This window comes from Cytobacillus depressus (assembly GCF_008923245.1).
Classification (GTDB): domain Bacteria; phylum Bacillota; class Bacilli; order Bacillales; family Cytobacillaceae; genus Cytobacillus; species Cytobacillus depressus.
In genome coordinates, this window is record NZ_WBOS01000001.1 from 164,218 (window position 1) to 187,184 (window position 22,967).

Sequence of the window (22,967 nt, forward strand, 5' to 3'; positions counted from 1 at the left end):
ATATTCTTAATCAATACATGGATTTTTTAAATTTGCAGATTGAATAAACTAAAAAATGCAGTTGTTCCGGGTAATCAAGAAGAAGTTTTAAGAGGAAATTACAATTAAAAGAGCATGGGTTATTAATTATATAATCCGAACCTAAAAAACAGGTATGGCAATTTGATTACGTCGAATGCACTGTGAGTCTTGACCCTCAAACAAGCAGAACTTTAAGTTTAACAAAGAAAAAGATAAATGTCAACAAAAATTAGTCATTATCAATCATAATAAAAAGCTCGCCTTAAGGTGAGCTTTCTTCATATAATCGGGAATTTCGTTGTATCATTTATATCCTGTTCTAGTTCTTTCAACAAATTATTTTTTATTTCCTCAGTCCAACTGAAGTAATCTGCCATATACGTGATTACCTGATCTTTGTATTTCAAAACCGTTCTATGATCAAATAGCAAGTCACTTGTTCTTCGTATAAAAAAATCGGCTGGGGATGCTGCCATCTCAAATTCTAGTGCATACTTAAGTTTAACCCATAAAATAAGCGGCATTTCATATTGTACTGCTTCTTTGCCACCATCCTTTTCAATCATTGTAAATAAAATTGAAGCATTTGAGCCGTACATAGAAAGCAAATGCATAGCCTCATTTTTCAAAAGTCCTAGCTTCGTTCTATTTTCGGATTCGCTTTGAATATAAGCCTGAAAATGACTAGCTCCCCCTACATTGCCTCCGGAAATAGGTAATGTCTTCGTCTTACAGGTATCAAAATCAAGATTCTTTTCTTCTTTCAGTTTCCGTGCAAGCAAATTAACAATCATTTCCGCCATTTTTCTGTAACCAGTTAGTTTTCCGCCTGCTATGGTAATAAGGCCTGAGTCGGATTCCCATATTTCATCTTTACGGGAAATTTCTGATGGGCCCTTCCCTTCTTCCAAAATTAATGGCCGAATACCAGCCCAGCTTGATTCAATGTCTTTTTCAGTTATTTCAAGCTCGGGGAACATATAGTTGATCGCTTGTATAAGATAATTTCTGTCATCGTTAGTGATTTTTGGTTTTCTTGCATCTCCGCTAAAAAAAGTGTCAGTTGTCCCAATATATGTTTTTCCATTTCTCGGAATAGCAAATATCATTCTTTTATCTTGAGTATCGAAGTATACTGCCTGCTTTAGCGGAAATTTCTCTTGATCAATAACAATGTGCACACCTTTCGTTAACTGCAATGATTTTCCCTGCTTTGACTGATCCATTTCCCGAATGGAGTCAATCCAAGGTCCCGCTGCATTTACAATTTTCTTTGCTTTAATTTGATAGGTTTCACTTGTCATCTCGTCAACCACAAGGACTCCGCCCACCTTATTATTTTCGTAAAGAAGCTGTTCAGCTTTCATATAATTTATCAGTGTTGCCCCTTTTTCATGGGCAGCTTTCATCACTTCAATTGTTAAACGTGCATCATCTGTCCGATATTCAACATAATAGCCACTCCCCTTCAAGCCTTGCTTTCTTAAAAAGGGAACTTTATTTAAAGTATCTTTGGCATTTAGCAATATTCTTCTTTCAGGTTTCTTAACTCCTGCCAAAAAATCATATATTTTAAGACCGATTGACGTGCTGAAACGGCCAAATGTTCCGTCTAAATATATAGGAAGAAGCATCCACTCAGGCGTTGTCACATGTGGGCCGTTTTCATAAACAATTGCTCTTTCCTTTCCAACCTCTGCAACTAGCTTTACTTCCATATTTTTTAAATAGCGAAGCCCGCCATGTACTAACTTTGTCGAACGGCTTGAAGTGCCAGCCGCAAAATCCTGCATTTCAACTAATGCTGTTTTCATCCCCCGTGCGGACGCGTCTAAGGCAATCCCTGCACCGGTAATCCCTCCGCCAATAATTAAGACATCAAAATTTTCACCTGTTAGTTTATTAATAATGTCTTGCCGGTCTTTGTTTGAAAACGTCACTGTTGAACCCCCTTTAGTTAAAGGCCATATGCAAAATGCTATTTAAAAGCCATTGCTGCATGAACAGCCTTTTTCCAGCCGTCATATAGACTATTACGTTTTTCCTCCCCCATGTGAGGATGAAAGGATTGATCAATTGCCCATTTATCTGCAATTTCTACTTGGCTATTCCAAAATCCTGTTGCAAGACCAGCTAAATAAGCAACGCCAAGTGCTGTCGTTTCATTTATGATTGGTCGTTCAACCGGAACATTTAATAGATCGGATTGAAATTCCATTAGGAAATTATTTTTAACTGCTCCGCCGTCCACCCGCAGCTTCTTCAATTGTATACCTGAATCCGATTCCATCGCTGCCAAAACATCTTTCGTCTGATAGGCTAGCGACTCGATCGTTGCCCGAATCAAATGCTCTTTGGAAGATCCTCTCGTCAATCCGAAAACAGCACCACGGACATCACTATCCCAATAAGGAGTTCCAAGACCTACAAAAGCAGGAACGACATAAACACCGTCAGAAGAAGCTACCTTTAATGCATATTTTTCACTATCGCTAGCACTCCTAAGCAATCTTAGCCCATCCCTAAGCCACTGAATGGCTGATCCTGCCACAAAAATGCTTCCTTCTAATGCATACTCTACCTTTCCATTTAACCCCCAAGCAATCGTCGTAAGTAAGCCATGCTTGGAACGTACTGCCTTTTCACCTGTATTCATTAACATAAAACAGCCAGTACCGTACGTGTTCTTGGCCATCCCCTGTTCGAAGCATGCCTGGCCAAACAATGCTGCCTGCTGGTCGCCTGCGATCCCAGCAATTGGGACAACATGGCCAAAGAAATTTGCTTCATCCGTATACCCATAAATTTCGGAAGACGATTTCACTTCAGGAAGCATATTTTCAGGGACGCCTAAAATTTGGAGAATATCTTTATCCCATTTCAATGTATAAATATTGAACATTAATGTTCGAGAAGCATTTGAATAATCGGTTAGATGACATTTTCCCCCTGTAAGCTTCCATAATACCCACGTATCCATCGTCCCGAACATTAATTTCCCTTGCTCTGCTTGTTCTTTAGCATCCTCCACATTCTCAAGGATCCATTTTACTTTAGTCCCTGAAAAATAAGCATCAATTAATAAACCTGTCTTTTCCCGAAAAAGGTCATTAAGGCCTTGTTCCTTTAACTGATCACAAATTTCGCTCGTCTGCCGAGATTGCCAAACGATCGCATTATAGACAGGCTGGCCTGTTTCTTTATTCCAAACAACCGTTGTTTCTCTTTGGTTCGAAATCCCAATTCCCGCAATTTGCTCAGGCTTCACACTAGATTCTGTTAGAACTGCTGCGATCACAGATAATATTGATCCCCAAATTTCCATTGGATTATGTTCTACCCAGCCTGGATGAGGAAAATATTGGGTGAATTCTTGTTGAGCGATATGGACAACTTCGCCTTTTTTATTAAATAATATCGCGCGGGAGCTTGTTGTTCCCTGATCTAAAGATAAAATATACTTTTCCACCACGCTCGCCTCCCTTAAAAAAATGCAAATTTTCATTTTCTTAATATTACTATATTATCTGGGTATTCAATAAAAAACCGATTTTGCAAAGACAAAATCGGTTAACTAACTTATGCTTCTTTTTTTGTTTTTGTTGCCGCACGTTTCTTTTTAGCTGCTGGTTTTTTTGGCTTCGTTTTATCAATGGAGGCTTGCAGGGCAGCCATTAAATCGGTCACTTTTGATACTGGCTCTTTTTCAACCGGTGTAACAACCTCTTTTCCAGTTCGCTTCGATTCTATGAGCTCTAATAAAGCTGTTCTGTATTCATCCGTATATTTTTCCGGCTCGAATTCGGAAGTCAATTGGTCAATCAAAAGGATTGCCGTGTCAATTTCCTTCTTCGTCACTTTATCCTCTTCAGGTACATTCGGAACATCCCCGGATTTACGGACTTCATCAGGATAATGTATCGTTTCCATTACTAAAGTGTTTTCGTATACACGAATAACGGCAAGCTGTTCCTTCGAGCGGATGATGATTTTTGCTAAGCCTACCTTTTCTGATTCTTCTAAAGCTTTTCGTAGCAATGAATAAGCTTTGCTTCCCCCGTCCCCTGGGGACATATAATATGTTCGATCATAGTAGATCGGATCAATTTGCTCCATTTTGACAAAATCCATAATTTCAACAGCTTTATCCTCATTTTCCTTCTTTAATTTTTCAAGGTCATCATCATCAAGAACGACAAACTTTCCTTTCGTATATTCATACGCCTTGACAATATCTTCATTTTTTATTTCAACATCACAAACAGGGCATACTTTTTCATATTTAACAGGTGAATGACATTCTTTATGAAGATTCCGCAGCTTCACATCCTTGTCTTCTGTTGCTGCATGAAGCTTAATTGGAATATTCACTAACCCAAAGCTAATGCTTCCTTTCCACATTGTATGCATAAGATGACTCCATTCTTTTTTTCTTTAATTTATGTGAAACAAGTAGTTGCATGCATTAAAACATTTGGTAATTGCACACGATAGTAAGAGATATTGTAGGAATGTTTGGACAGGAGGTTCTTTAGATGAAACCGATGCTTCCTAGCTTAACCTTCGAGGTACCTCAAGGGAAAGACTGGCTATATGAGGTAAAATATGATGGATTTCGCGCGATTTTACATTGGAATCATCATGAAATGTCATTAGAAAGCAGAAATAGTAAGCCGCTATTACCAATCTTTCCGGAAATCAAAACATTTTTAGAAGAAAATAAAGAGCTGTTTCATCCTTTTCTTCCAATCACATTGGATGGGGAATTAGTCTTTTTGGAAAATGAATATAAAGCTCATTTTGGTTCGATTCAAGTACGCGGACGGATGAGATCAGAAAAAAAAATCGTGGAAAAAGCTCAGAAATCTCCATGCCATTTTCTTTCTTTCGATTTATTGGAGTTAAAAGGAAAATCATTAAGGACTGATGATTTTCTAACAAGAAAAAAGAAATTATTAGAACTGTTTAAAAAGTGCCGTCTACCCCTGCAACCGGATCATAATAGCAGTAAACTAATCCAGCTCATTCCCTATTATCAAACCTTTCAGGAAATATGGGATAATGTCGTTCTCTATAACGGAGAAGGCATTGTCGCCAAACAAGAAAAAAATAAATGGGAGGAAGGAAAAAGAACGACATTATGGCTTAAGTTTAAAAATTGGAAATACGTATCCTGTTTTATTATCGCTTATGAAAAAACAAACGGCTATTTTTATGCAGGTGTTTATAAAAATAAGGAAGTATTCCAAATCGGGCAATTTATTTTCGGATTAAAACCGGATGAAAAAAAGGCACTTTTTGAAATTATTAAAGCTAACAAAATAGAAGAAACAAGCCCATTCATTTTTGTCGATCCGGCCATTTGTGTAGATGTGAAATATTTAGAAATTTATGAGGGACAAATGAGGGAGCCTCATTTTCATGAGTTTCGCTTTGACTTAAAGCCAGCGGACTGCCAATACGAACAATTTGTCCAGCAGCAAAAAAATTTGCCTGCTGATATTGAAGTCACCCATCCTGATAAACCATTATGGGAAAATCCAGCTATACAAAAGATGGAATATATTCATTATTTAAGAGAAATTTCTCCTTACATGCTCCCTTTTCTAAAAAATCGCCTATTGACGGTAATCCGTTACCCGCACGGCATTTTCGGCGAGCCATTTTATCAGAAGAATTGCCCGGAATATGCTCCTGAATTCGTCGAAACAGAAAAATCAGAGGGCATCAATTACATTATTTGTAACGATTTAAAAACATTGCTTTGGCTTGGAAATCAACTTTCCTTTGAATTTCATATCCCATTTCAAACGGTACAAAGTAATGGGCCGAGCGAAATTGTCTTTGATTTAGATCCGCCATCACGGAAGGAGTTTCCCTTAGCGATAAAAGCGGCATTATTAATAAGAGAAGTACTTGATCAGCTCGAATTAATTAGCTATGTGAAAACATCTGGAAATAAAGGGCTGCAAATTTATATTCCATTGCCAGAAAATACATACACATATGATGATACTCGGTTGTTTACTTCATTTATTGCTGATTTTCTCGTGTCCAAAGATCCAGACTCCTTCACAATTGAAAGAATGAAAAAAAATCGGGGCAACCGGCTTTATGTGGATTATATTCAGCATGCGGAAGGAAAAACGATCGTTTCCCCCTATTCCCCTCGGGGAACAAAGGAGGCTACTGTTGCGACTCCGCTTTTCTGGGAGGAAGTAAATGACCAAATAAAGGTAGAGGACTTTCAAATCCCTAAAATGATGAAACGCATCAATGATGTAGGTGATCCGTTTGCCTCCTATTTTGAAACGAAGGAAATACAGAAATTTGACCCAATCCTGCAATTTTTAAAAACGAAAAACCTGCCACATAAATAATGGCAGGTTTTTGTTGTCTAGCTCCAGCGCCTACCCCCGACGTACTGGACGTACTAGTGTAGACAATGCGACAGGATAAGGAAAGCTTCTTGGAATAATCACCGCAGGAACAATCTGCACTTTGATTGTTCCGAAGGCGCTTCCGCATTTCTATTTTTTAAAATGAATTTTTCCTCTTCGACAAGTTCATTCGACCAATTTAATGATTCTGCGTACAATTTAAATAAGTCTTTCTCATCTATGTTTAAAACTTTACATTTTTCGCTTATTACATTCCATTGAGCTGTTTCCACGGCAAGAACAAGATCAAGAACTTCCTTAAGGTTATTTTCTTGACCAGTTAATGCACCGCAAATCTCTTCGTCAAGCGGGAGATCCTGCAAAATCGAATTCATTGGCATAGACAAGATTGAATCCATTATTGAAAACATTCCTGTCATGAAATAGCTAGGAGAGGGTGCCCGATTTACCCGAAGCTTTTCAATTTCTTCACATAATTTTGCCCGTGTCAAACTTATTTGAATCTTTTCCTGTGAAATACTTCTCTTTTCAACTGTCGATTCCCTAACGGCAAGTACATATATCCACTTCTCTAATTCAATCAAGCCTAGCAATACGACAGCCTGTTTAATGGAATTAATTTTTTGCTTCGGCCTGAAGGCAGGAGAATTGATTAATTTTAATAATTTATAAGATAAGGATATATCCCTTTCAATTAATTCCGTAATCCGATCAATACTCGGTTCATTTGTTGCCAAATTTCGGATCATTTCATAATAGGAGTGGAAATAAGTTGGCACGTCACGAGTAGATAAAATGCTCGGTTTAGCAAAGAAAAACCCTTGGAAATAATGATATCCTCGCTTCTTCGCTTCTTCAAATACTTCTCTCGTTTCTACCTTTTCGGCAATTAATTTTATATTCATTGATTTAACTATCAGTTCAATATTATCTCTCATTTCCGGGGTTGTGAATAGAAAGTCAACTTTCACAATGTCCGCAAGCTTGAGGAGCTCATATGCATAATTATTTTCCTCATTAAAAACAAAATCATCAAGCGCAATCTGATAGCCTAACTCCTTCAATTCGCGGCAAATTTCTACTATCTCAGCATTCGGTTCAACAGACTCGAGAATTTCCACGATCACTTCCCGCGGACGAAAATATGTTGGCAGTCTTAGTTTTAAAAGCTTTTCGGTAAAGTTAATAAAACAAGGCTTGCCATTTGATAGCTTATCAATGCCAATATTTAAAAAGCTATTAATAATTAGTTCGGTTGTTGCTTGATCTCCATCTATATTCGGAAATGCATTTACACTTTGATTACTACGGTAAAGGAGCTCATATCCAAATACTTCCTCATTGACGTTAAAAATCGGCTGTCTTGCTACAAAAACCTCCATCTTCAACCTCCGACAGTTTCTGCATATATTCTTCAATATTGTATACAATTCAACCTGCTCATTTTGTCGAATTATAGAATAAGTTAAATTATATTTCGAATATTATTTCATTGACAGCCCACTTCCAACAAGTTTATTTAGACCTATTTTGCTAATTGTTTAAATAAGTTACCCATTTCAATAGCCCCAACTGCTGCATCCCAGCCTTTATTTCCGGCCTTTGTGCCGGCCCTTTCGATTGCCTGTTCAATTGTATCGGTTGTCAATACACCAAAAATAATTGGAATTCCGCTTTGCATGCCAGTTGTAGCCACACCTTTAGAGACTTCATTACTAACGAAATCAAAATGTGGAGTGGCTCCTCGAATAACGGTTCCTAACGTAATAATTGCATCAAATTTCTCTGATTCCGCAAGCTTCTTTGCCGCTAATGGGATTTCGAATACACCTGGCACCCAAACAACGGTTACATCCTCTTCAGCAACCCCATGACGCTTTAACGCATCCTCTGCTCCACTTAATAATTTCCCTGTAATAAATTCATTAAATCGTGATACGACAATCCCAATTTTTAATCCTCTTCCTACTAAATGTCCTTCTATTACTTTCTTCATTATCCATCTCTCCTCTTATAATTTGGCTTAGCCTTCAAAGTTTGCCCGTGATTTCCGCTGTGGGCACTTGCTTTCCACGGGGAGGGACGGGAGCCTCCTCGGCGTTACCACCTGTGGGGTCTCCCGCTTCCCTCTATTCCCGCAGGACATTGAATAAACATCCGTGAATGGACACCGCACGGCAAAACGCATATGCATTTTGGAGGAGTCAAGTGCCCTCCGCTCCAATCAACTCAGAAAATTAAATTAAATTCACACTAATAAAGCAACAAACTTTTCTAATACAACCTATATTTTTAATAAATGACCAAGCTTCGTTTTTTTCGTTTTTAAGTATGCTTCATTTTCGCTTTTGGTCGGCAATTGTAATGGGACACGTTCTGTCACTTCAAGTCCATATCCACCTAATCCTGCTATTTTGCGCGGATTATTTGTCAACAGCCGCATTTTTTTCACGCCAAGATCTCGTAGTATTTGGGCGCCGACTCCGTAATCCCGTAAATCATCGTCAAATCCAAGCTTATGATTGGCTTCAACCGTGTCGTACCCTTCCTCTTGCAGTTTGTAAGCCTTCATTTTATTAATTAAGCCGATACCTCTGCCTTCCTGCCTCATATAAAGAAGAATGCCTTTTCCTTCCTTTTCTATTTGTGTTAATGCGGCTCCCAGCTGAGGACCACAGTCACATCGATTTGAACCGAAAACATCCCCTGTTAAACATTCCGAATGCACACGTAATAGTACGGGTTCATCTTCAGTGATTTCACCTTTTACTAATGCGACATGCTCCTTGCCATCCAATTTGCTCGTATAGCCAACTGCTCTGAAAAAGCCATATTCAGTCGGCAGTTGAATATCTGCCTCTCTTTTTACAAGTGAATCATGCTCTATCCGGTATTCGATTAATTGTTGAATCGTGATCATTTTTAAATCAAATTTTTGGGCGATGAGCTCTAAATCATTTACTCGAGCCATCGTTCCGTCATCCTTCATGATTTCACAAATAATTCCCGCAGGCTTTGCCCCAGCTAATCTCGCTAAATCGACAGCTGCCTCCGTATGTCCTGCCCTTCTGAGTACACCGCCTTCTTTAGCAATCAAGGGAAAAATATGACCAGGGCGATTAAATTCATTAGGATGTGCATCCTCTCTCATCATTCTTTCGATTGTAAAGGCCCTTTCAAAAGCACTAATGCCTGTCGTTGTTTCTTTATGATCAATTGAAACTGTAAATGCTGTTCCGCGGCTGTCTGTATTCCGTTCAACCATTGGTAACAATTCAAGTTTGGCAGCTAATTCTTCAGAAATGGGTGTGCAAATTAGTCCCCTTCCTTCTTTCGCCATAAAGTTTATAGTTTCGGGGGTAACATACTCTGCAATGGAAAGAAAATCTCCTTCATTTTCCCTGTCTTCATCATCACAGACAATAATGACTTTTCCTGCCTTTAAATCCTCTATTGCTTCCTTTATTTCACTGAACACGGCTTATACCTCCTGCTTCGTCTTTATGATTAAAAAAACCCGTTTTCTTTTAGAAAATTTTCTGAAATCCCAACATTCTTTTCCTTATTTTCTTGTTCTTTTAATGTAAATGAATACAAATATTTAGCGAGCATATCAAATTCCAAATTCACCTTTTCACCAACCTGCTTCAAGCCAAGAATGGTTTCTTTTGCTGTATGCGGAATGATAGAAACGGTTACCGATTCATCTGTCACACCGAAAATAGTCAGCGAGATCCCATCAATGGCAATCGAGCCTTTCATTAAGAGAAGATGACTAAAGGAATTAGGGATTGAAATTTCAATATAGATCGCATTTTCACTCGGTGATTTTTTTAAAATATGGCCTGTCCCATCGACATGCCCTGTTACAAAATGCCCGCCAAACCGGCCATTGGCTGCCATCGCTCTTTCAAGATTTACTTTGGATCCTTGCTTTAATAAAGATAAGGAAGTGCTCTTAAACGTTTCCGGCATGACATCGAGAGAAAACGAATCTTGATTAAATTCCGTTACAGTCAAACAAACACCATTAACAGAAACACTGTCACCAAGATGAATATCATGTAATATCTTTGAAGCTTGAATCGTTAATTGAATCGTACTGCCAATTTGGACAGCCTTTTTTATTGTGCCTAATTCCTCAATAATTCCCGTGAACATCCGTTAGACTCCTCCTTATGAGGCTTAGCAATAATTTTCAAATCACAGCCTATATGTTGAACTGATTCAAATTGAAGCTTATTTGCAAATTGAACAAGTTCAACTCCACTTCCACCTACGAAAGGAATCGCTGATTTTCCGCCAATAATTTTTGGCGCAATATATAAAATGATTTGCTGAAAGGCGTTACTTTTGATAAAAGAAGAATGAATTTCTGAACCGCCTTCAACGAGAATAGACATGATTTTTCTCTTTCCTAAATCAAATAAAACTTCATTGATATCAATGGTTGATTTTGATAATGGACAAATCTCGATTCCTAAATTTCGGAAAGTATCAGCCTTTTTTGAATCTATGTCATTTCCAGTATAAATAATCGTTTTTACAGCTTGATCTTGAATCACATTGGATTCAAGCGGTGTACGCAAATGCGTATCTAACACTATTCGAATGGGATTCTTTCCACCTCGGGGCAGTCTGGTGGTTAAATGCGGATTATCTTGAATGATTGTATTCACGCCTGTCAGGATGGCGTCATGTTCATGTCTTAGCTGGTGAACATCTAATCTGGACTCTGGAGAGGTAATCCATTTGCTGTCACCTGTTTTCGCGGCAGTCTTCCCATCTAATGAGGCAGCTGCCTTTATCGTTACGTAAGGGGTGTTCGTTTGAATATAGTGAAAAAAATGTTCATTTATGGAATGAGCTTCTTCTTTACCGATACCAATTTCTACTTCAACTCCTGCAGCCTTTAATTTAGCGACTCCTTGGCCTGCAACGAGAGGATTTGGATCAAGTTCAGCCACCACTACTCTTTTAACCCCAGATCGGATAATTAAATCTGCACAAGGGGGCGTTTTTCCAAAATGGCTGCATGGCTCAAGAGTTACATACATGTCTGCTCCTCGAGCTCTCTCGCCGGCTGCTTGAAGAGCATGGACTTCCGCATGAGGGGTTCCCGCCTTTAAGTGTGCGCCAAAGCCAAGGACTTCACCATCCTTCACAACAACAGCTCCAACCTTTGGATTTGGACTTGTTTGTCCACTTGTTGTCCGAGCCATTGTTAACGCCAATTCCATATATTTTTGGTCTTGCATATACTAACTCCTTTCCGCTTAAATCTTCCCCAGATAAAACAAAACCCGTACAAAGATCTTGTACGGGGCAAAAAGCATAGTTAAATAAGCGTAAAGAAACATATTTTTTACGCAAACATCATCCATTCCTTCTCCCATCCAGACTTTAACTGTCGGCTTTGGAGTTTCACCAAATCCACCGTTTTCAAAAATTGAAACCGGGTCACGGACTAAGAGGACAGCAATCCTCATCACCGCCGGTTGGGAATTTCACCCTGCCCCGAAGGAATATTTATTCGAATGTAAACTTATTATCTCGGACAACTGCAGAAAATGCAAGTTTTGTTTATTGTTACATTCGTACCATTTACTATTGAGAAAAAACAAAAGATGCCTCAAGACAGGGCTACTTTTACTGAAATTGTCTGCCAGAAAGCACGAGATTTAGAAATTCTAACTCATCAAAAGTTAAATCCTTTAATGCTGCTTTCTTTTCCCATTGATCAGACGTAATTATTCCTTTTTCTCTTGCCTTTTTAAGTGTATTTGCTGCCTCTGCCCATTGCCAATCGGCCCAATTTGGTTTCATACCACTCAACTTCCTTTCTTGTATTGGTTTTTGCTTTAATCCAAAAGCTTTAACTAAGCCATTAACATGTCCTTGAGCAAGTCCCTCTAGAAATGAGTCTTGTTTAAGTTTCGCGGCATCATCTTTGTGGTCTATAAAACCATTCTCTGTCAGTAATGCTGACATATTTGATTCACGAAGCATGTGAAAATTGGCCTACTTCTTTCCTCGACCAATTAAATCGATTTGTGCCAAGATTTCGTCGTGGATAATATTTTGATAGGTTGTTGTTGGAGCGCCAATGCGAGGATAAACATAGCTTTCAAATCCTGTACCACCCCCAGAGTTGATGTGAACCGATAATAAGAAGTCTGCTCCCCATGCATTCGCCATATCGGTTCGCTGAGTAAGTTCAAGTGTTTGGTCAGAATCACGGCTCAAATTAATCTGAGCGTTTTCATATTGAGATAGTAAATCACGAATTTTTTTAGAAATGGACAATGTTAAATCCTTCTCCTGCAGTCCATTTCCAATCGCTCCTGAGTCAGTCCCACCATGCCCCGGGTCAATGAAAATTTTCACTATACTCCCCTCCTTGTCATATTCATTTAAACTGTACTAGAAAACTTGCAAAATGACGCAACTATTTCAATCCGTTTACCATCCTTTATTTCCTCAGTCTTCTTTTTGTACACTTGGCCGGTCCAGCTGGAAATGACCTTCATGCCAAAAAGATTGTTTGCCTTAACAGCTAATTCAGAGCGGCCAAAGTCACTTTCCAAAATAGCTTGCGCAATGGTAAGATAAGCTAGAATTCCTTCCTCTTTCATGTATTTTACAGAAAATGGTGCAACCCATTCGATAAAGTTCAATATTTTCTCACCTCCACAATTATTTTATGTCTACATTTTAAACATGTTTGTACAGATGACCTTCCACGTTTCTCCAGTTTCTTTCACATAAATCTAATATTTTTCTTCCACACAAAACATGAAATACACATCTCTTTGCTACTTATATGGCAATATTAATGAATAAACAAAATAGATCTTCAAAGGATAGTATTAAAATAAAACCTTAGTAATCGAAAAATCGTTTAACGTTTATTTAATAATGGAAGGAAAATGTTGTGTAATGGAAACTAGAGAACAATTAATTCATGAATTAAAAAAGTGCGAGGATTGGGAAAAGAGCCAAAGTGGTATATGGTTCTGGGAGAAGATCGGTCGGCTGCCATTTAAGCTACTGGACAAGATGACACCGATAGTTATACAGAAAAAAATCGGTGTCATCCTCGATGAACTCGGTAATTATATCCAATCAGGCGGAAGATATTTAAGCTCCATGTCTTCACTGAAAAAGCACTATCCTCATAAACGTATAAGCAAATTAGAAGACTTAAATCACATTGCCATTTCTGAAATGGATACGGCAGTCTCAAAATTGACGAAAAATCGCAAGAGATTTGCAACTATTCAAGGGGCGAGTACAGGGGTGGGCGGAATTCTTACTTTATCAATTGACATCCCTGTTTTACTCGGCATTCAATTAAAAACACTGCAAGATCTTGCCATTTGCTATGGCTTTGATCCGAATGATAAAAAAGAAAGAATGTTTATTGTAAAGATTCTTCAATTTGTTTCTTCTGATATTGTTGGGAAAAAAGCGATATTAAAACAGCTTTCGGCTATCGATTCTCCAAATGATAAAGGAAATAGAGAAGTCATTTCAGAAATTCAAGGGTGGCGAGAGGTTGTCTTTACATACAGAGATCACATCGGCTGGAAAAAGCTTTTTCAAATGATCCCGGTTGCGGGCCTCCTTTTTGGTGCCTTCATTAATCGATCAGCTGTCAATGATATTGCGGAAGCAGGTATGATGCTTTATCGTAAACGAAGAATTAAGGAAAGACTAACTGTAAATCTTGAGAAGATATAGAAAAACTGCATTGCTAACAAGCAATGCAGTGCCTCTTTTCCTATGGCAAACGTTGTATTTCCTTCTCCATCGCCTCTTCGTTTACGGCTCCCAATACTTTTTTCCGAATCACACCATCAGAGTCAACGAAAAAGCTTGTAGGGTACGCCATGATCCCATAATCATGAGATACAGCCCCATTTTCATCAAGTGGAATTGTGAAGGTTAGCTCATAATCTTCAATAAATCGCTCGACATTATTAATATTTTTTTCAGATGAAGTAATGTTTACAGCTATAATTTCAAAACCATCGTTTTTATATTTGTGATAAAGCTTTTCCATATGCGGCATTTCAGATCTACAAGGAGGACACCATGTCGCCCAAAAGTTCAACAGAACCGTCTTTCCTTTATAATCACTAAGCTTTACCGGATTCCCTTTCAAATCCAATAGTTCAAAGTCTGGCGCTCTTTGGCCTTCTTCTATGCCAATTTTAAGTTTATCAAGGTTCTCAACTCTTTCATACTTTTGAAGCTGATTTAGATTCTTGACAATACCTTTGTCTTTAAGGATCGTTTGATCAACAATAAATAAACAAAGAATAATAATTCCTGCAACTAATAGAAACTTCTTCATAACACACCTCAACATTAAATCCTAATGCTTAATCATTGCTTCAATCATACTATATCTGTAATCCATTCGCCATGTATAAAAACGAACAGTTTTATACGCTAATTTTAATGATTGGAACAGCGAAAGAGTTTCATTAAAATGGCGTATATAAAAAGCCGCTCATCTACTGATAAGACCTTATCAAATGATAAAACAGGTGTATTCGGATCTTTAAATCGACTCCCCCATTCTAGTGGAATCAAGCCTTTTCGGAGCCTTGCCTCCACATTAGATTTTTGATTTACAAATTGATAATCCATAAAGAGAAAAGATTGCTTGACGGTCATTTTTTTCCTTTCGTTTTGAAAGATCATTTGAGAGCGGCTATTAGATCGTTTAATGAATACTTGAGAGATTACTTCAAAATTTGCATCTGTTATTATGATTTCATTTTTTTTTAATATAAACGAGCCATTGAGCCGGTTTTTGCCATCGTAAAGTCCATATCTTTTTCTCATTAGTCCTTCGAAAAAATAAGGCATAAACCAACGATATGACGAAAACCTTAAATCTCTTATTTCGCCAATTACTTGTCCACCCGCTTCAAAGATTAGCATTCTTAAAGTCGGAGCCGGCAGAAATTTAAGAAGTACCTGCTCCTCCTCAAAAAGGGTAGTTTGTTTCTCTGCTCCATTCCATTCATTGAATATTTCTTTCGTGCGTATATCATTTATTAAATAGATTTGATAGCAAAAAAAACTATACGCTAAAAAAGGGATAATTAAATAGACCATTTTTCCTTCTGGGGTGGCAATAATTCCATAAATGATGAAGAAAAATGGAGGGATGAGTGAAGCTAGACTTGCATTTAAAGAAGCTGAGGCTGTTTTTCGGTAATAATCTTGTATATTCATAACCAAATCTCCTAACTTCAAAAAAGGGAATTCCTTACTATTCATTCATATGATATAGTTCAACTAACAATCAGTGGGGATTGTTAGTTGAACTATTTCGGGCCTTTACGGGCAGTTGAACCCTCTTTCTTCTTTAGTGTTTAAATTTAAACCTTGAAGTAGGGGTTTTTACTGCCCGTTAATCTGCAATATATTAATAGTGTCTTAATTCATTCTATTATTTAATGTCTTTAAACATGAATTTTTGGAGGAAAATCATGAAAAAAATAATGATTATTTTGTCTATTGTGATAATGATATCTATAATCAGTATTGCTGTATTGCATCATCAAATAATGAAAACAGCCGAGAGCACACCTCCAGCAGATATTCCTTATGTAATTGTTCTTGGAGCGAAAGTAAATGGAGAAGAAATGTCTCTTAGTTTGCTTTATCGAGCGAGAAAGGCACTAGAATATATAGAGGCTCATTCTGATACGACCGTGATTGTCACTGGCGGGCAAGGAAACGGGGAACATATTAGTGAAGCAGAAGCCCTTAAACGGTTTTTTATCAATGAAGGGATTCATGAAGACCGAATACTGCAGGAAGATCTCTCTACTTCTACATATGAAAATCTTAAATTTACAAAAGAACTTTATAATATTGATCATGCAATTATTGTAAGTAATGACTTTCACCTTTACCGTGCAATTGAACTAGCAAAAAAAGTCGGGATAAAAGGTTATCCATTGGCAGCTGAAACCCCAAGAGTTGTCAAGGCCACATTATTTATTCGAGAATATGCGGCAATATTAAAAATGTGGATTTTCGGATCATAACCCTCTTTTGGCTTTTGCCTACAAAGCTAAAAACGACTTTATTGGACAAGTTTTGGGATTTTCTCGTATTCCTGTCCAATAAAACCACTTTTCTGAACAGGTTTTAGGATTCCCCCTGATTCCTATCCAAAAAGACCCTTTTTTGGGTTCTTAAGCAAGTTCTTTTTGTCGAAAAATACGGACACACCATAAAAGTAGAACAATTATACTTATTATTGCTAGCGTTAATGCAGGAAATGCTTCTCGTGGAAACTCTCCATATAATAGAAATTGATTTGTATAACCCGTAAGAAGGGCAGGACTCCATTTAAACCATTTTACAAACAAACTGCTACACATATTTATGAGTAAAATGGCTGTAATCGAAAGAAAGCCAACTGCTCCTGGAGATCTAAATAATGAATTTAAAAAGATCGTAATTGTTAGAACGAAAGAAAGCCAAATTCCATTCATAAAAAAGGACTGCAGAAATACCGAAAAAGAAACAGCTTCGAATAAAACAACTACATAATAATAAGAAAAAATATAACCTGCAAAATAAGAGACCCATAATAGGAGCATCGCACTTGCCCATTTAGCAGTAATGTATGAAAAATAAGAGACAGGTTTCACTAAAATGAGAGCTGCGACGCCGCTCTTCCTCTCCCCGGCAATAATTCCCATCGAAGTTAAAACAATGATTAAAACTCCCAATACATTAAATTGTCCTAAAATAGCCATTAAAACTTCAGCAGCTGATGGAACAGGGAGCTTGATTACTGCTCCTTCAGGCAAATCACCTAAAGAGTTTATAATTTCCGGCAAGTAATATTGGACAATTGGCTCCTGAACAGCCAGCAATATAAAAACAATGGGCACCCATATCCACTTAAAGTTACGAGACATCTCAAGCATTTCTTTATTAAACAAGGTTAGCCACTGACTCATTTTTGCACCACCTTCATAAATACATCTTCTAGACTAGTACGGCTCACTTCAAATTTTTGCAATGGCCAGTTCTTATCGGCAGCCTCTTTAAAAATATATAACTTCACCTTTTCGATATCGTCCGTAGAAATATGTATTATGCTGCCTTTCAAAGTTACTGATTGAATATCAGATAGTAATGACAACTGCTCCACATACTTTTCAGCTTCTCCTCGAATGACGAGTTCAATTAATGCTTGTTGATGTTTATCCCGAAGCTCTTCCAATGATCCAGATTCGATAATCTCTCCATTGTGAAGAAACATAATTTCATCACATACTTCTTCCGCATCATTCAAAATATGGGTGGAAAAAAGTATGGTCATTTCCAGCTTCAATTGTTCCAGTAATTCAAGAACCTCTCTCCGACCAAATGGGTCCAGTGCGGAAACGGGTTCATCAAGTATGACTAATTTAGGTTTATGGATGATGGCCTGAGCAATGCCAAGCCGTTGTTTCATGCCGCCCGAATATTTTCCGATGCGGCGTTTCTTCGCATCTGCGAGTCCTACCATCCCCAAAAGCTCTTCAGCACGATTTTTTGCTTCATTTTTTGTCAACCCCGCCAGTTTACCAGCATATTCTAAAAATTCACTGCCTGTCATCCACTCATAAAAAACAGGATGCTGAGGCAGATAACCAATCCATTTTCGGAAGTCCTCCCCTTTTTTCGCTCCCTTAAATATGATGCTGCCTGATGTTGGCTTCATAAGTCCGGAAAGCATTTGTAACGTGGTTGTCTTCCCGGCTCCATTTGCTCCTAATAATGCGATGCATTTTCCTTTCGTTAAGGAAAAATCCAATCCTTTTATCACTTCTAAGTGATGGAAGCTTTTTTTTAGATTTTGGACGGTGACGACTGCTGACATCACTGATTTCTCCTTCCAAGGACAAAATATAATATCGGACCAATTAAATTAATAAAAAGAATGATTAGCGCCCACATCCATTTCGGTCCATTCGTTTTTTCAATGCGAACTAAATCAATAATAGCGACAATTAGCAGGATTAACTGAATGACAATAATTGGCGCAATAATAGCCCAGTTTATACTTTGAATTAATTCCATAGTTAACAACCTCCCAGTAATTTAATAATAAGACTTTGGACATGAAAAATCATCAAAAAAAGTCTAAGAGATTAGTAATCCCCTAGACTTCAATACTCAGCGAATAATTCGAAATACTAGCGGAATTTGGTATTCCTTTCCTTCATATGCTTTTATCGCTGCAACGATTGTAAAAATAAACGCTAATACACCTACTGCCCAAAGCGCAATCACACCAATAAAAATTATCACTAATATTCCACTGATCAAACTATAAACAGCATAAGAAATAATAAAGTTAAAATATTCTTTGCCATGATAATCAATAAATGGTGAATCATTCTTCTTAAGAAGCCAAATAATTAGTGGTCCGACGATAGTAGTAAAAAAACTTGTCACATAAATCGCTGCCGCCAGCAATCTTTCATCATGTGATGGCATTGTTTATTCCCCCATTTTCTTTTGAAGTAAAAGCCTTCCATTCAATGTTCGAAACAACTATTTTAGAACATTCTTCATGATACTATTTACGCTTTAAAGATGAAAATGTTTCATTTTATTTTGCACATTTTTTATTTCTGTTTCACAGCCTGACAATTTCAGTTCTTGTTTAGGACAAGATGAATACACTTTGTAGAGACAACCTCTCTCTACGGTTTCAGATCTAATAAAAAAGGATGATGCCAATTGATGTCAAAGCTTGAAGCCTTTATACTCGGGATCATTCAAGGTTTAACCGAGTTTCTGCCTATCTCTAGCACGGGGCATTTATATTTAGGCCGGCATTTATTTGGACTTGATGAGGCTGGTCTTTTTCTTGATACGATGCTCCATGTTGGTACTTTATTAGCTGTTTTAGTCGTTTATAAAAACGAACTAATGATCATAATAAGAAAGCCATTTGGAAAACTTTCCATGATTCTTGTCATTGGGACAATCCCTGCTGTCATTGTCGGCTTTTTATTTAGTAATTTGTTTGAATCCATTTCAAAATCAGGCATCACGATCGGTTGGGAGTTTTTAGTTACAGGTATGATTCTTTGGATGTCAGACCATATCCGCAAGGGAGCCAAAAAAATGGAGAATATTACATATGGGGATGCCTTATTTATCGGCACATTTCAAGCAGTGGCCATTTTCCCCGCCATTTCAAGATCTGGTCTCACGATCGCAGCAGGATTATTTAGAAAGCTCGATAGAGAAACAGCTGCCTATTTTTCATTCTTATTATCCATTCCTGCCATTGCTGGAGGAATTGTCCTTCAATTTGGCGAAATGGTATCAGGACGTACTGAAGCCATTTCCTTTGGAAGTTTATTTATCGCTACTCTGTCGTCTGCACTGTTTGGCTATATGGCGGTCGTTTGGATGATTAATTTCCTCAAAAGAAAATCACTGAAAATATTTGCCGTATATGTTTGGTTACTCGGCATTTCCATTATTCTCCTACAAATGACTGGGATCTTTTAACTCCGCAAAATCAAAGATCAAAGGGGTTTTACAAATGAAAGATTTCATCCTCTCTATTTTTGACATGCTATCTCAATTAGGTTACTTAGGAATTGCACTCGGTTTAATGGTTGAAGTGATACCGAGCGAAATCGTCTTAAGCTACGGAGGCTATTTAATTAGCACTGGAAAGATCAACTTTTTGGGGGCATTAATCGCTGGTGTCATTGGAGGTACTTTTGCTCAACTTTTTTTATATTGGCTTGGTGTTTATGGAGGGAGACCAGTACTTGATAAATACGGGAAGTTTTTACTAATCAAAAAAGCACATTTAGATGCTTCAGAGCAATGGTTTCAAAAATATGGCACTGGTGTTATTTTTACTGCCAGATTTGTCCCAGTCATTCGCCATGCGATCTCTATCCCTGCTGGCATCGCCAAAATGCCGCTTTCTACCTTTACATTGTATACGGTTGCTGCAATGATTCCTTGGACCGTCTTGTTTTTACTATTAGGCATGGAGCTTGGCGATCATTGGCGTGATATTAAACAATATGCCCAGCCTTTCCTAATGCCCCTTATCATACTTGCTTTCCTTTCCATTGGCATCTACTTTTTATATAAAAAACGACATTCTAAGTAATTGCCGCTTCTTTTGCGGTTTTTTTCAACTAAAAAAATCATTCCTTATTCTTGTCTTTGTTGTTAAAATTAAAAAAAATGTGTAAAGCAAGAAAGGATTATCATGACGAAAATATTATTAAAAAACGCCAATGTTTATCCTGTCACAAAAACTGCTTATTATGGCGATGTATTAATTGAAAATGGAAAAATTATAGGAACAGGTAAAATAAACATGACAGATCCAGATGTATATATCGTTGATTGTCAAAACCATTATTTACTGCCTGGATTTATTGATGTTCATACACATCTAGGTCTCTATGATGAAGGGACAGGCTGGGCAGGTAATGACGCGAATGAAACAGCCGAACTTTTATCTCCGCATGTTCGGGCTATGGATGGGGTGTACCCGCTTGATCCGGCGTTTAGTGATGCAGTCAAATACGGGATTACAACCGTGCATATTATGCCAGGAAGTGCTAACGTAATCGGAGGGACAACATCTGTCATCAAAACGACCGGGAAGAATATTAAGAAAATGCTTGTTCAAGAAACAGCCGGATTAAAAATTGCACTCGGAGAAAACCCGAAACAAATTCACAGCCAAGGAAATAAAGATTCCATTACGCGAATGGGGATCATGGGAAAGCTAAGGGAAATATTTTTTGAAGCGAGTCTTTCGGACAAGCCCGATACATTACGGATAGCTCCTATTATTCAAGCTCTTAACCGTGAAATACCTGTAAGAATCCATGCCCATCGTGCAGATGATATTATCTCTGCGATTAGATTTGCCGAAGAATTTAATCTCGATTTACGCATTGAACATTGTACAGAAGGTCATTTAATTGCCGAAGAATTAGCTGGACTTGGTTTGAAGGTATCAGTTGGTCCTACTCTAACAAGACGCTCAAAAGTTGAGCTGAAGAATAAAACGTGGAAAACATATCAAGAGCTGACAAACCATGGGGTTGAGGTGTCTATCACGACAGACCATCCATACACGCCTATTCAATATTTAAACCTTTGTGCAGCGATAGCAGTTCGTGAAGGTCTATCAGAACAAAAAGCGCTAGAAGGAATCACAATTCTCCCTGCGAAAAACCTACGAATTGATAAGCAGCTTGGCAGTATTGAAGCTGGAAAAGATGCTGACCTAGTCCTATGGAGCCATCACCCCTTTCATTATTTGGCTAAACCAAAATGGACGATGATTAATGGAATTTTTGAATATATTGATGAGTGAAAAATGTAGGATTTTACTGTAGAAAATTGTTGAAAAAAATACACAAAAAAACTATTTCCTTTTTTATTTTTTTTTAGTATTATACGATAGTGAAATGTTTTTATGAAGTTTGATTTTTTTTAAAGAAAATATCAGCAATGATAAAATAGGGAAGGCAAATGGTGCGCCACCAGTCAAACTGGTTCTAGTGGGTTCGATTCCCACCCCGAAATTTTTTAAGCAATATACAAAAAATTTCGAGGGTGGACCGTAATCTCTATTTGGCATGGAGAAGGACTGTCCTCTAATTGGAGGGATAACCTTGCTCAAGAAACGTGATTTTCATGAATGCCATCAGTTATTTGACTTAATGACACATCCTGAAGTCTTCCCTTTTGTGCGCCAAAAAGCTTACTCCTATGATGAATTTGTCTTTATGACAAAACAAACAATCGAAGCAGAAGAACGAGGTGAATTAATTTCACGGACGATTCTTGATGAGTGGGGCGCTCCAATCGGGACGATTAATTTATTTGATATTGAAGAAAATGCCGGCTTTTTAGGCACTTGGCTCGGAAAGCCATACCACGGTATGGGCTATAATAAATTAGCAAAAGACGCTTTCTTTAATGAGCTTTTTTATGAAATGGGTATTGAAACAATCTTCATGCGTATAAGAAAAGAAAATATTCGTTCACAAAAGGCTGCTGAAAAGCTTCCTTACATCATAAAAGCAAATGAAACGCGAAAATCAGTTTATGATCAGTTAAATGCGAATGGGGACATTTACAATTTATATGAAATACCGAAAGATTTATATACATTAGAAGTTTTGCGGAATGGTTCTGCTGTACAGGATGCTTCTCATTTAATGGAGGCATAATATCATTCAGGAAAAAAGCCAATTGGGATAATTGGCTTTTTTCTATACGAATATAGATAGCTAATCTGTAATATTTGATTCCAGTTCCTCAGACCTTTCACTTATCCCCATTTGCCCCATTAAATCGTCCAACTCTTCATTCGTGAGTGTTTCAAAACGGCCGTCTTGATACATAACTTGTGTTTGATTTGGGTTAATTCTGTTTAGTTGAAAGCTCATAAGGTCCCACTCCTTTACTAGTATTTACTTTTGAAGTTAGTTAGTCAATCATTTACCC

Annotated in this window: 23 protein-coding genes, 1 pseudogene and 1 riboswitch; of the genes and pseudogenes, 7 read left to right on the top strand and 17 right to left on the bottom strand. The window is 37.7% G+C overall.

The window, feature by feature from the left end; all coding sequences use genetic code 11:
• Positions 1-299 precede the first annotated feature (299 nt).
• The 3 genes from F7731_RS00730 to ku all read right to left on the bottom strand — a co-directional run bounded on the left by F7731_RS00730 (position 300) and on the right by ku (position 4,431).
• Positions 300-1,961, bottom strand: a complete 1,662-nt coding sequence (locus tag F7731_RS00730; RefSeq protein ID WP_151532856.1) for a glycerol-3-phosphate dehydrogenase/oxidase — start codon at positions 1,959-1,961, stop codon at positions 300-302.
• A gap of 38 nt (positions 1,962-1,999) precedes the next feature.
• A complete protein-coding gene (gene glpK, locus F7731_RS00735; RefSeq protein ID WP_151532857.1) occupies positions 2,000-3,490 on the bottom strand; it encodes a glycerol kinase GlpK in 1,491 nt (496 codons plus the stop codon).
• A gap of 110 nt (positions 3,491-3,600) precedes the next feature.
• Positions 3,601-4,431, bottom strand: a complete 831-nt coding sequence (gene ku / locus F7731_RS00740; protein WP_151532858.1) for a non-homologous end joining protein Ku — start codon at positions 4,429-4,431, stop codon at positions 3,601-3,603.
• Between the two features lie 125 nt (positions 4,432-4,556).
• Here ku and F7731_RS00745 point away from each other — a divergent pair, with 125 nt between their 5' ends.
• Positions 4,557-6,401, top strand: a complete 1,845-nt coding sequence (locus tag F7731_RS00745; protein WP_151532859.1) for a DNA ligase D — start codon at positions 4,557-4,559, stop codon at positions 6,399-6,401.
• Between the two features lie 98 nt (positions 6,402-6,499).
• On the opposite strand, the gene F7731_RS00750 is transcribed toward F7731_RS00745, so the two are convergent.
• The 7 genes and pseudogenes from F7731_RS00750 to F7731_RS00780 all read right to left on the bottom strand — a co-directional run bounded on the left by F7731_RS00750 (position 6,500) and on the right by F7731_RS00780 (position 13,099).
• A complete protein-coding gene (locus tag F7731_RS00750; RefSeq protein ID WP_151532860.1) occupies positions 6,500-7,804 on the bottom strand; it encodes an EAL and HDOD domain-containing protein in 1,305 nt (434 codons plus the stop codon).
• 143 nt (positions 7,805-7,947) lie between these two features.
• The gene (gene ribH / locus F7731_RS00755) at positions 7,948-8,418 is read right to left on the bottom strand and encodes a 6,7-dimethyl-8-ribityllumazine synthase (RefSeq protein ID WP_151532861.1); all 471 of its coding nucleotides are present in this window, start codon (positions 8,416-8,418) and stop codon (positions 7,948-7,950) included.
• 288 nt (positions 8,419-8,706) lie between these two features.
• Complete coding sequence (locus F7731_RS00760; RefSeq protein WP_151532862.1) at positions 8,707-9,900, bottom strand: bifunctional 3,4-dihydroxy-2-butanone-4-phosphate synthase/GTP cyclohydrolase II; 1,194 nt, start codon at positions 9,898-9,900, stop codon at positions 8,707-8,709.
• Positions 9,901-9,929: 29 nt separating this feature from the next.
• On the bottom strand, positions 9,930-10,583 hold the full coding sequence (ribE, locus tag F7731_RS00765) for a riboflavin synthase (protein WP_151532863.1): 654 nt from the start codon (positions 10,581-10,583) through the stop codon (positions 9,930-9,932).
• A complete protein-coding gene (gene ribD, locus F7731_RS00770) occupies positions 10,556-11,680 on the bottom strand; it encodes a bifunctional diaminohydroxyphosphoribosylaminopyrimidine deaminase/5-amino-6-(5-phosphoribosylamino)uracil reductase RibD (protein ID WP_151532864.1) in 1,125 nt (374 codons plus the stop codon). The genes ribE and ribD overlap by 28 nt, the downstream gene beginning before the upstream one ends.
• A gap of 122 nt (positions 11,681-11,802) precedes the next feature.
• Positions 11,803-11,951, bottom strand: a riboswitch (FMN riboswitch).
• A 324-nt stretch (positions 11,952-12,275) separates the two neighbouring features.
• Positions 12,276-12,812, bottom strand: a pseudogene (locus F7731_RS00775) (N-acetylmuramoyl-L-alanine amidase family protein); the annotation flags it as partial.
• A 23-nt stretch (positions 12,813-12,835) separates the two neighbouring features.
• A complete protein-coding gene (locus F7731_RS00780) occupies positions 12,836-13,099 on the bottom strand; it encodes a glucosaminidase domain-containing protein (RefSeq protein ID WP_246197106.1) in 264 nt (87 codons plus the stop codon).
• Positions 13,100-13,361: 262 nt separating this feature from the next.
• Here F7731_RS00780 and F7731_RS00785 point away from each other — a divergent pair, with 262 nt between their 5' ends.
• Entirely contained in the window at positions 13,362-14,165 is an 804-nt protein-coding gene (locus F7731_RS00785) for an EcsC family protein (RefSeq protein ID WP_151532865.1), read from the top strand.
• Between the two features lie 40 nt (positions 14,166-14,205).
• Here F7731_RS00785 and F7731_RS00790 read toward each other — a convergent pair whose 3' ends face one another.
• Both F7731_RS00790 and F7731_RS00795 read right to left on the bottom strand, forming a co-directional pair.
• On the bottom strand, positions 14,206-14,781 hold the full coding sequence (locus F7731_RS00790) for a TlpA disulfide reductase family protein (protein ID WP_151532866.1): 576 nt from the start codon (positions 14,779-14,781) through the stop codon (positions 14,206-14,208).
• A 104-nt stretch (positions 14,782-14,885) separates the two neighbouring features.
• Positions 14,886-15,674 carry a hypothetical protein gene (locus tag F7731_RS00795; protein ID WP_151532867.1) on the bottom strand — a complete coding sequence of 263 codons (789 nt, stop codon included), beginning with the start codon at positions 15,672-15,674 and terminating at the stop codon, positions 14,886-14,888.
• A gap of 257 nt (positions 15,675-15,931) precedes the next feature.
• Between F7731_RS00795 and F7731_RS00800 the strand changes: the two genes are divergently transcribed.
• Entirely contained in the window at positions 15,932-16,495 is a 564-nt protein-coding gene (locus F7731_RS00800; protein WP_151532868.1) for a YdcF family protein, read from the top strand.
• A gap of 150 nt (positions 16,496-16,645) precedes the next feature.
• On the opposite strand, the gene F7731_RS00805 is transcribed toward F7731_RS00800, so the two are convergent.
• The 4 genes from F7731_RS00805 to F7731_RS00820 form a co-directional block, all read right to left on the bottom strand.
• Entirely contained in the window at positions 16,646-17,422 is a 777-nt protein-coding gene (locus tag F7731_RS00805; RefSeq protein ID WP_151532869.1) for an ABC transporter permease, read from the bottom strand.
• Entirely contained in the window at positions 17,419-18,330 is a 912-nt protein-coding gene (locus F7731_RS00810) for an ABC transporter ATP-binding protein (protein WP_151532870.1), read from the bottom strand. Before F7731_RS00810 ends, F7731_RS00805 begins: the two co-directional genes overlap by 4 nt.
• Complete coding sequence (locus F7731_RS00815) at positions 18,330-18,530, bottom strand: PLD nuclease N-terminal domain-containing protein (RefSeq protein WP_151532871.1); 201 nt, start codon at positions 18,528-18,530, stop codon at positions 18,330-18,332. Before F7731_RS00815 ends, F7731_RS00810 begins: the two co-directional genes overlap by 1 nt.
• Positions 18,531-18,626: 96 nt before the next feature.
• Positions 18,627-18,950 carry a DUF4870 domain-containing protein gene (locus tag F7731_RS00820; protein ID WP_151532872.1) on the bottom strand — a complete coding sequence of 108 codons (324 nt, stop codon included), beginning with the start codon at positions 18,948-18,950 and terminating at the stop codon, positions 18,627-18,629.
• A 249-nt stretch (positions 18,951-19,199) separates the two neighbouring features.
• On the opposite strand from F7731_RS00820, the gene F7731_RS00825 reads away from it, so the two are divergent.
• The 4 genes from F7731_RS00825 (at position 19,200) to F7731_RS00840 (ending at position 22,690) form a co-directional block, all read left to right on the top strand.
• A complete protein-coding gene (locus tag F7731_RS00825) occupies positions 19,200-19,979 on the top strand; it encodes an undecaprenyl-diphosphate phosphatase (RefSeq protein ID WP_151532873.1) in 780 nt (259 codons plus the stop codon).
• Positions 19,980-20,013: 34 nt separating this feature from the next.
• Positions 20,014-20,601 carry an undecaprenyl phosphate transporter UptA gene (uptA, locus tag F7731_RS00830; protein ID WP_151532874.1) on the top strand — a complete coding sequence of 196 codons (588 nt, stop codon included), beginning with the start codon at positions 20,014-20,016 and terminating at the stop codon, positions 20,599-20,601.
• A 102-nt stretch (positions 20,602-20,703) separates the two neighbouring features.
• On the top strand, positions 20,704-21,828 hold the full coding sequence (locus tag F7731_RS00835; RefSeq protein ID WP_151532875.1) for an amidohydrolase: 1,125 nt from the start codon (positions 20,704-20,706) through the stop codon (positions 21,826-21,828).
• 301 nt (positions 21,829-22,129) lie between these two features.
• A complete protein-coding gene (locus F7731_RS00840; protein WP_151532876.1) occupies positions 22,130-22,690 on the top strand; it encodes a GNAT family N-acetyltransferase in 561 nt (186 codons plus the stop codon).
• Positions 22,691-22,750: 60 nt separating this feature from the next.
• Here the strand turns inward: F7731_RS00840 and F7731_RS26295 are convergent, their stop codons facing one another.
• Positions 22,751-22,909: a hypothetical protein gene (locus F7731_RS26295; RefSeq protein ID WP_170289619.1), complete on the bottom strand. Its 159-nt coding sequence runs from the start codon at positions 22,907-22,909 to the stop codon at positions 22,751-22,753.
• Positions 22,910-22,967 lie beyond the last annotated feature (58 nt).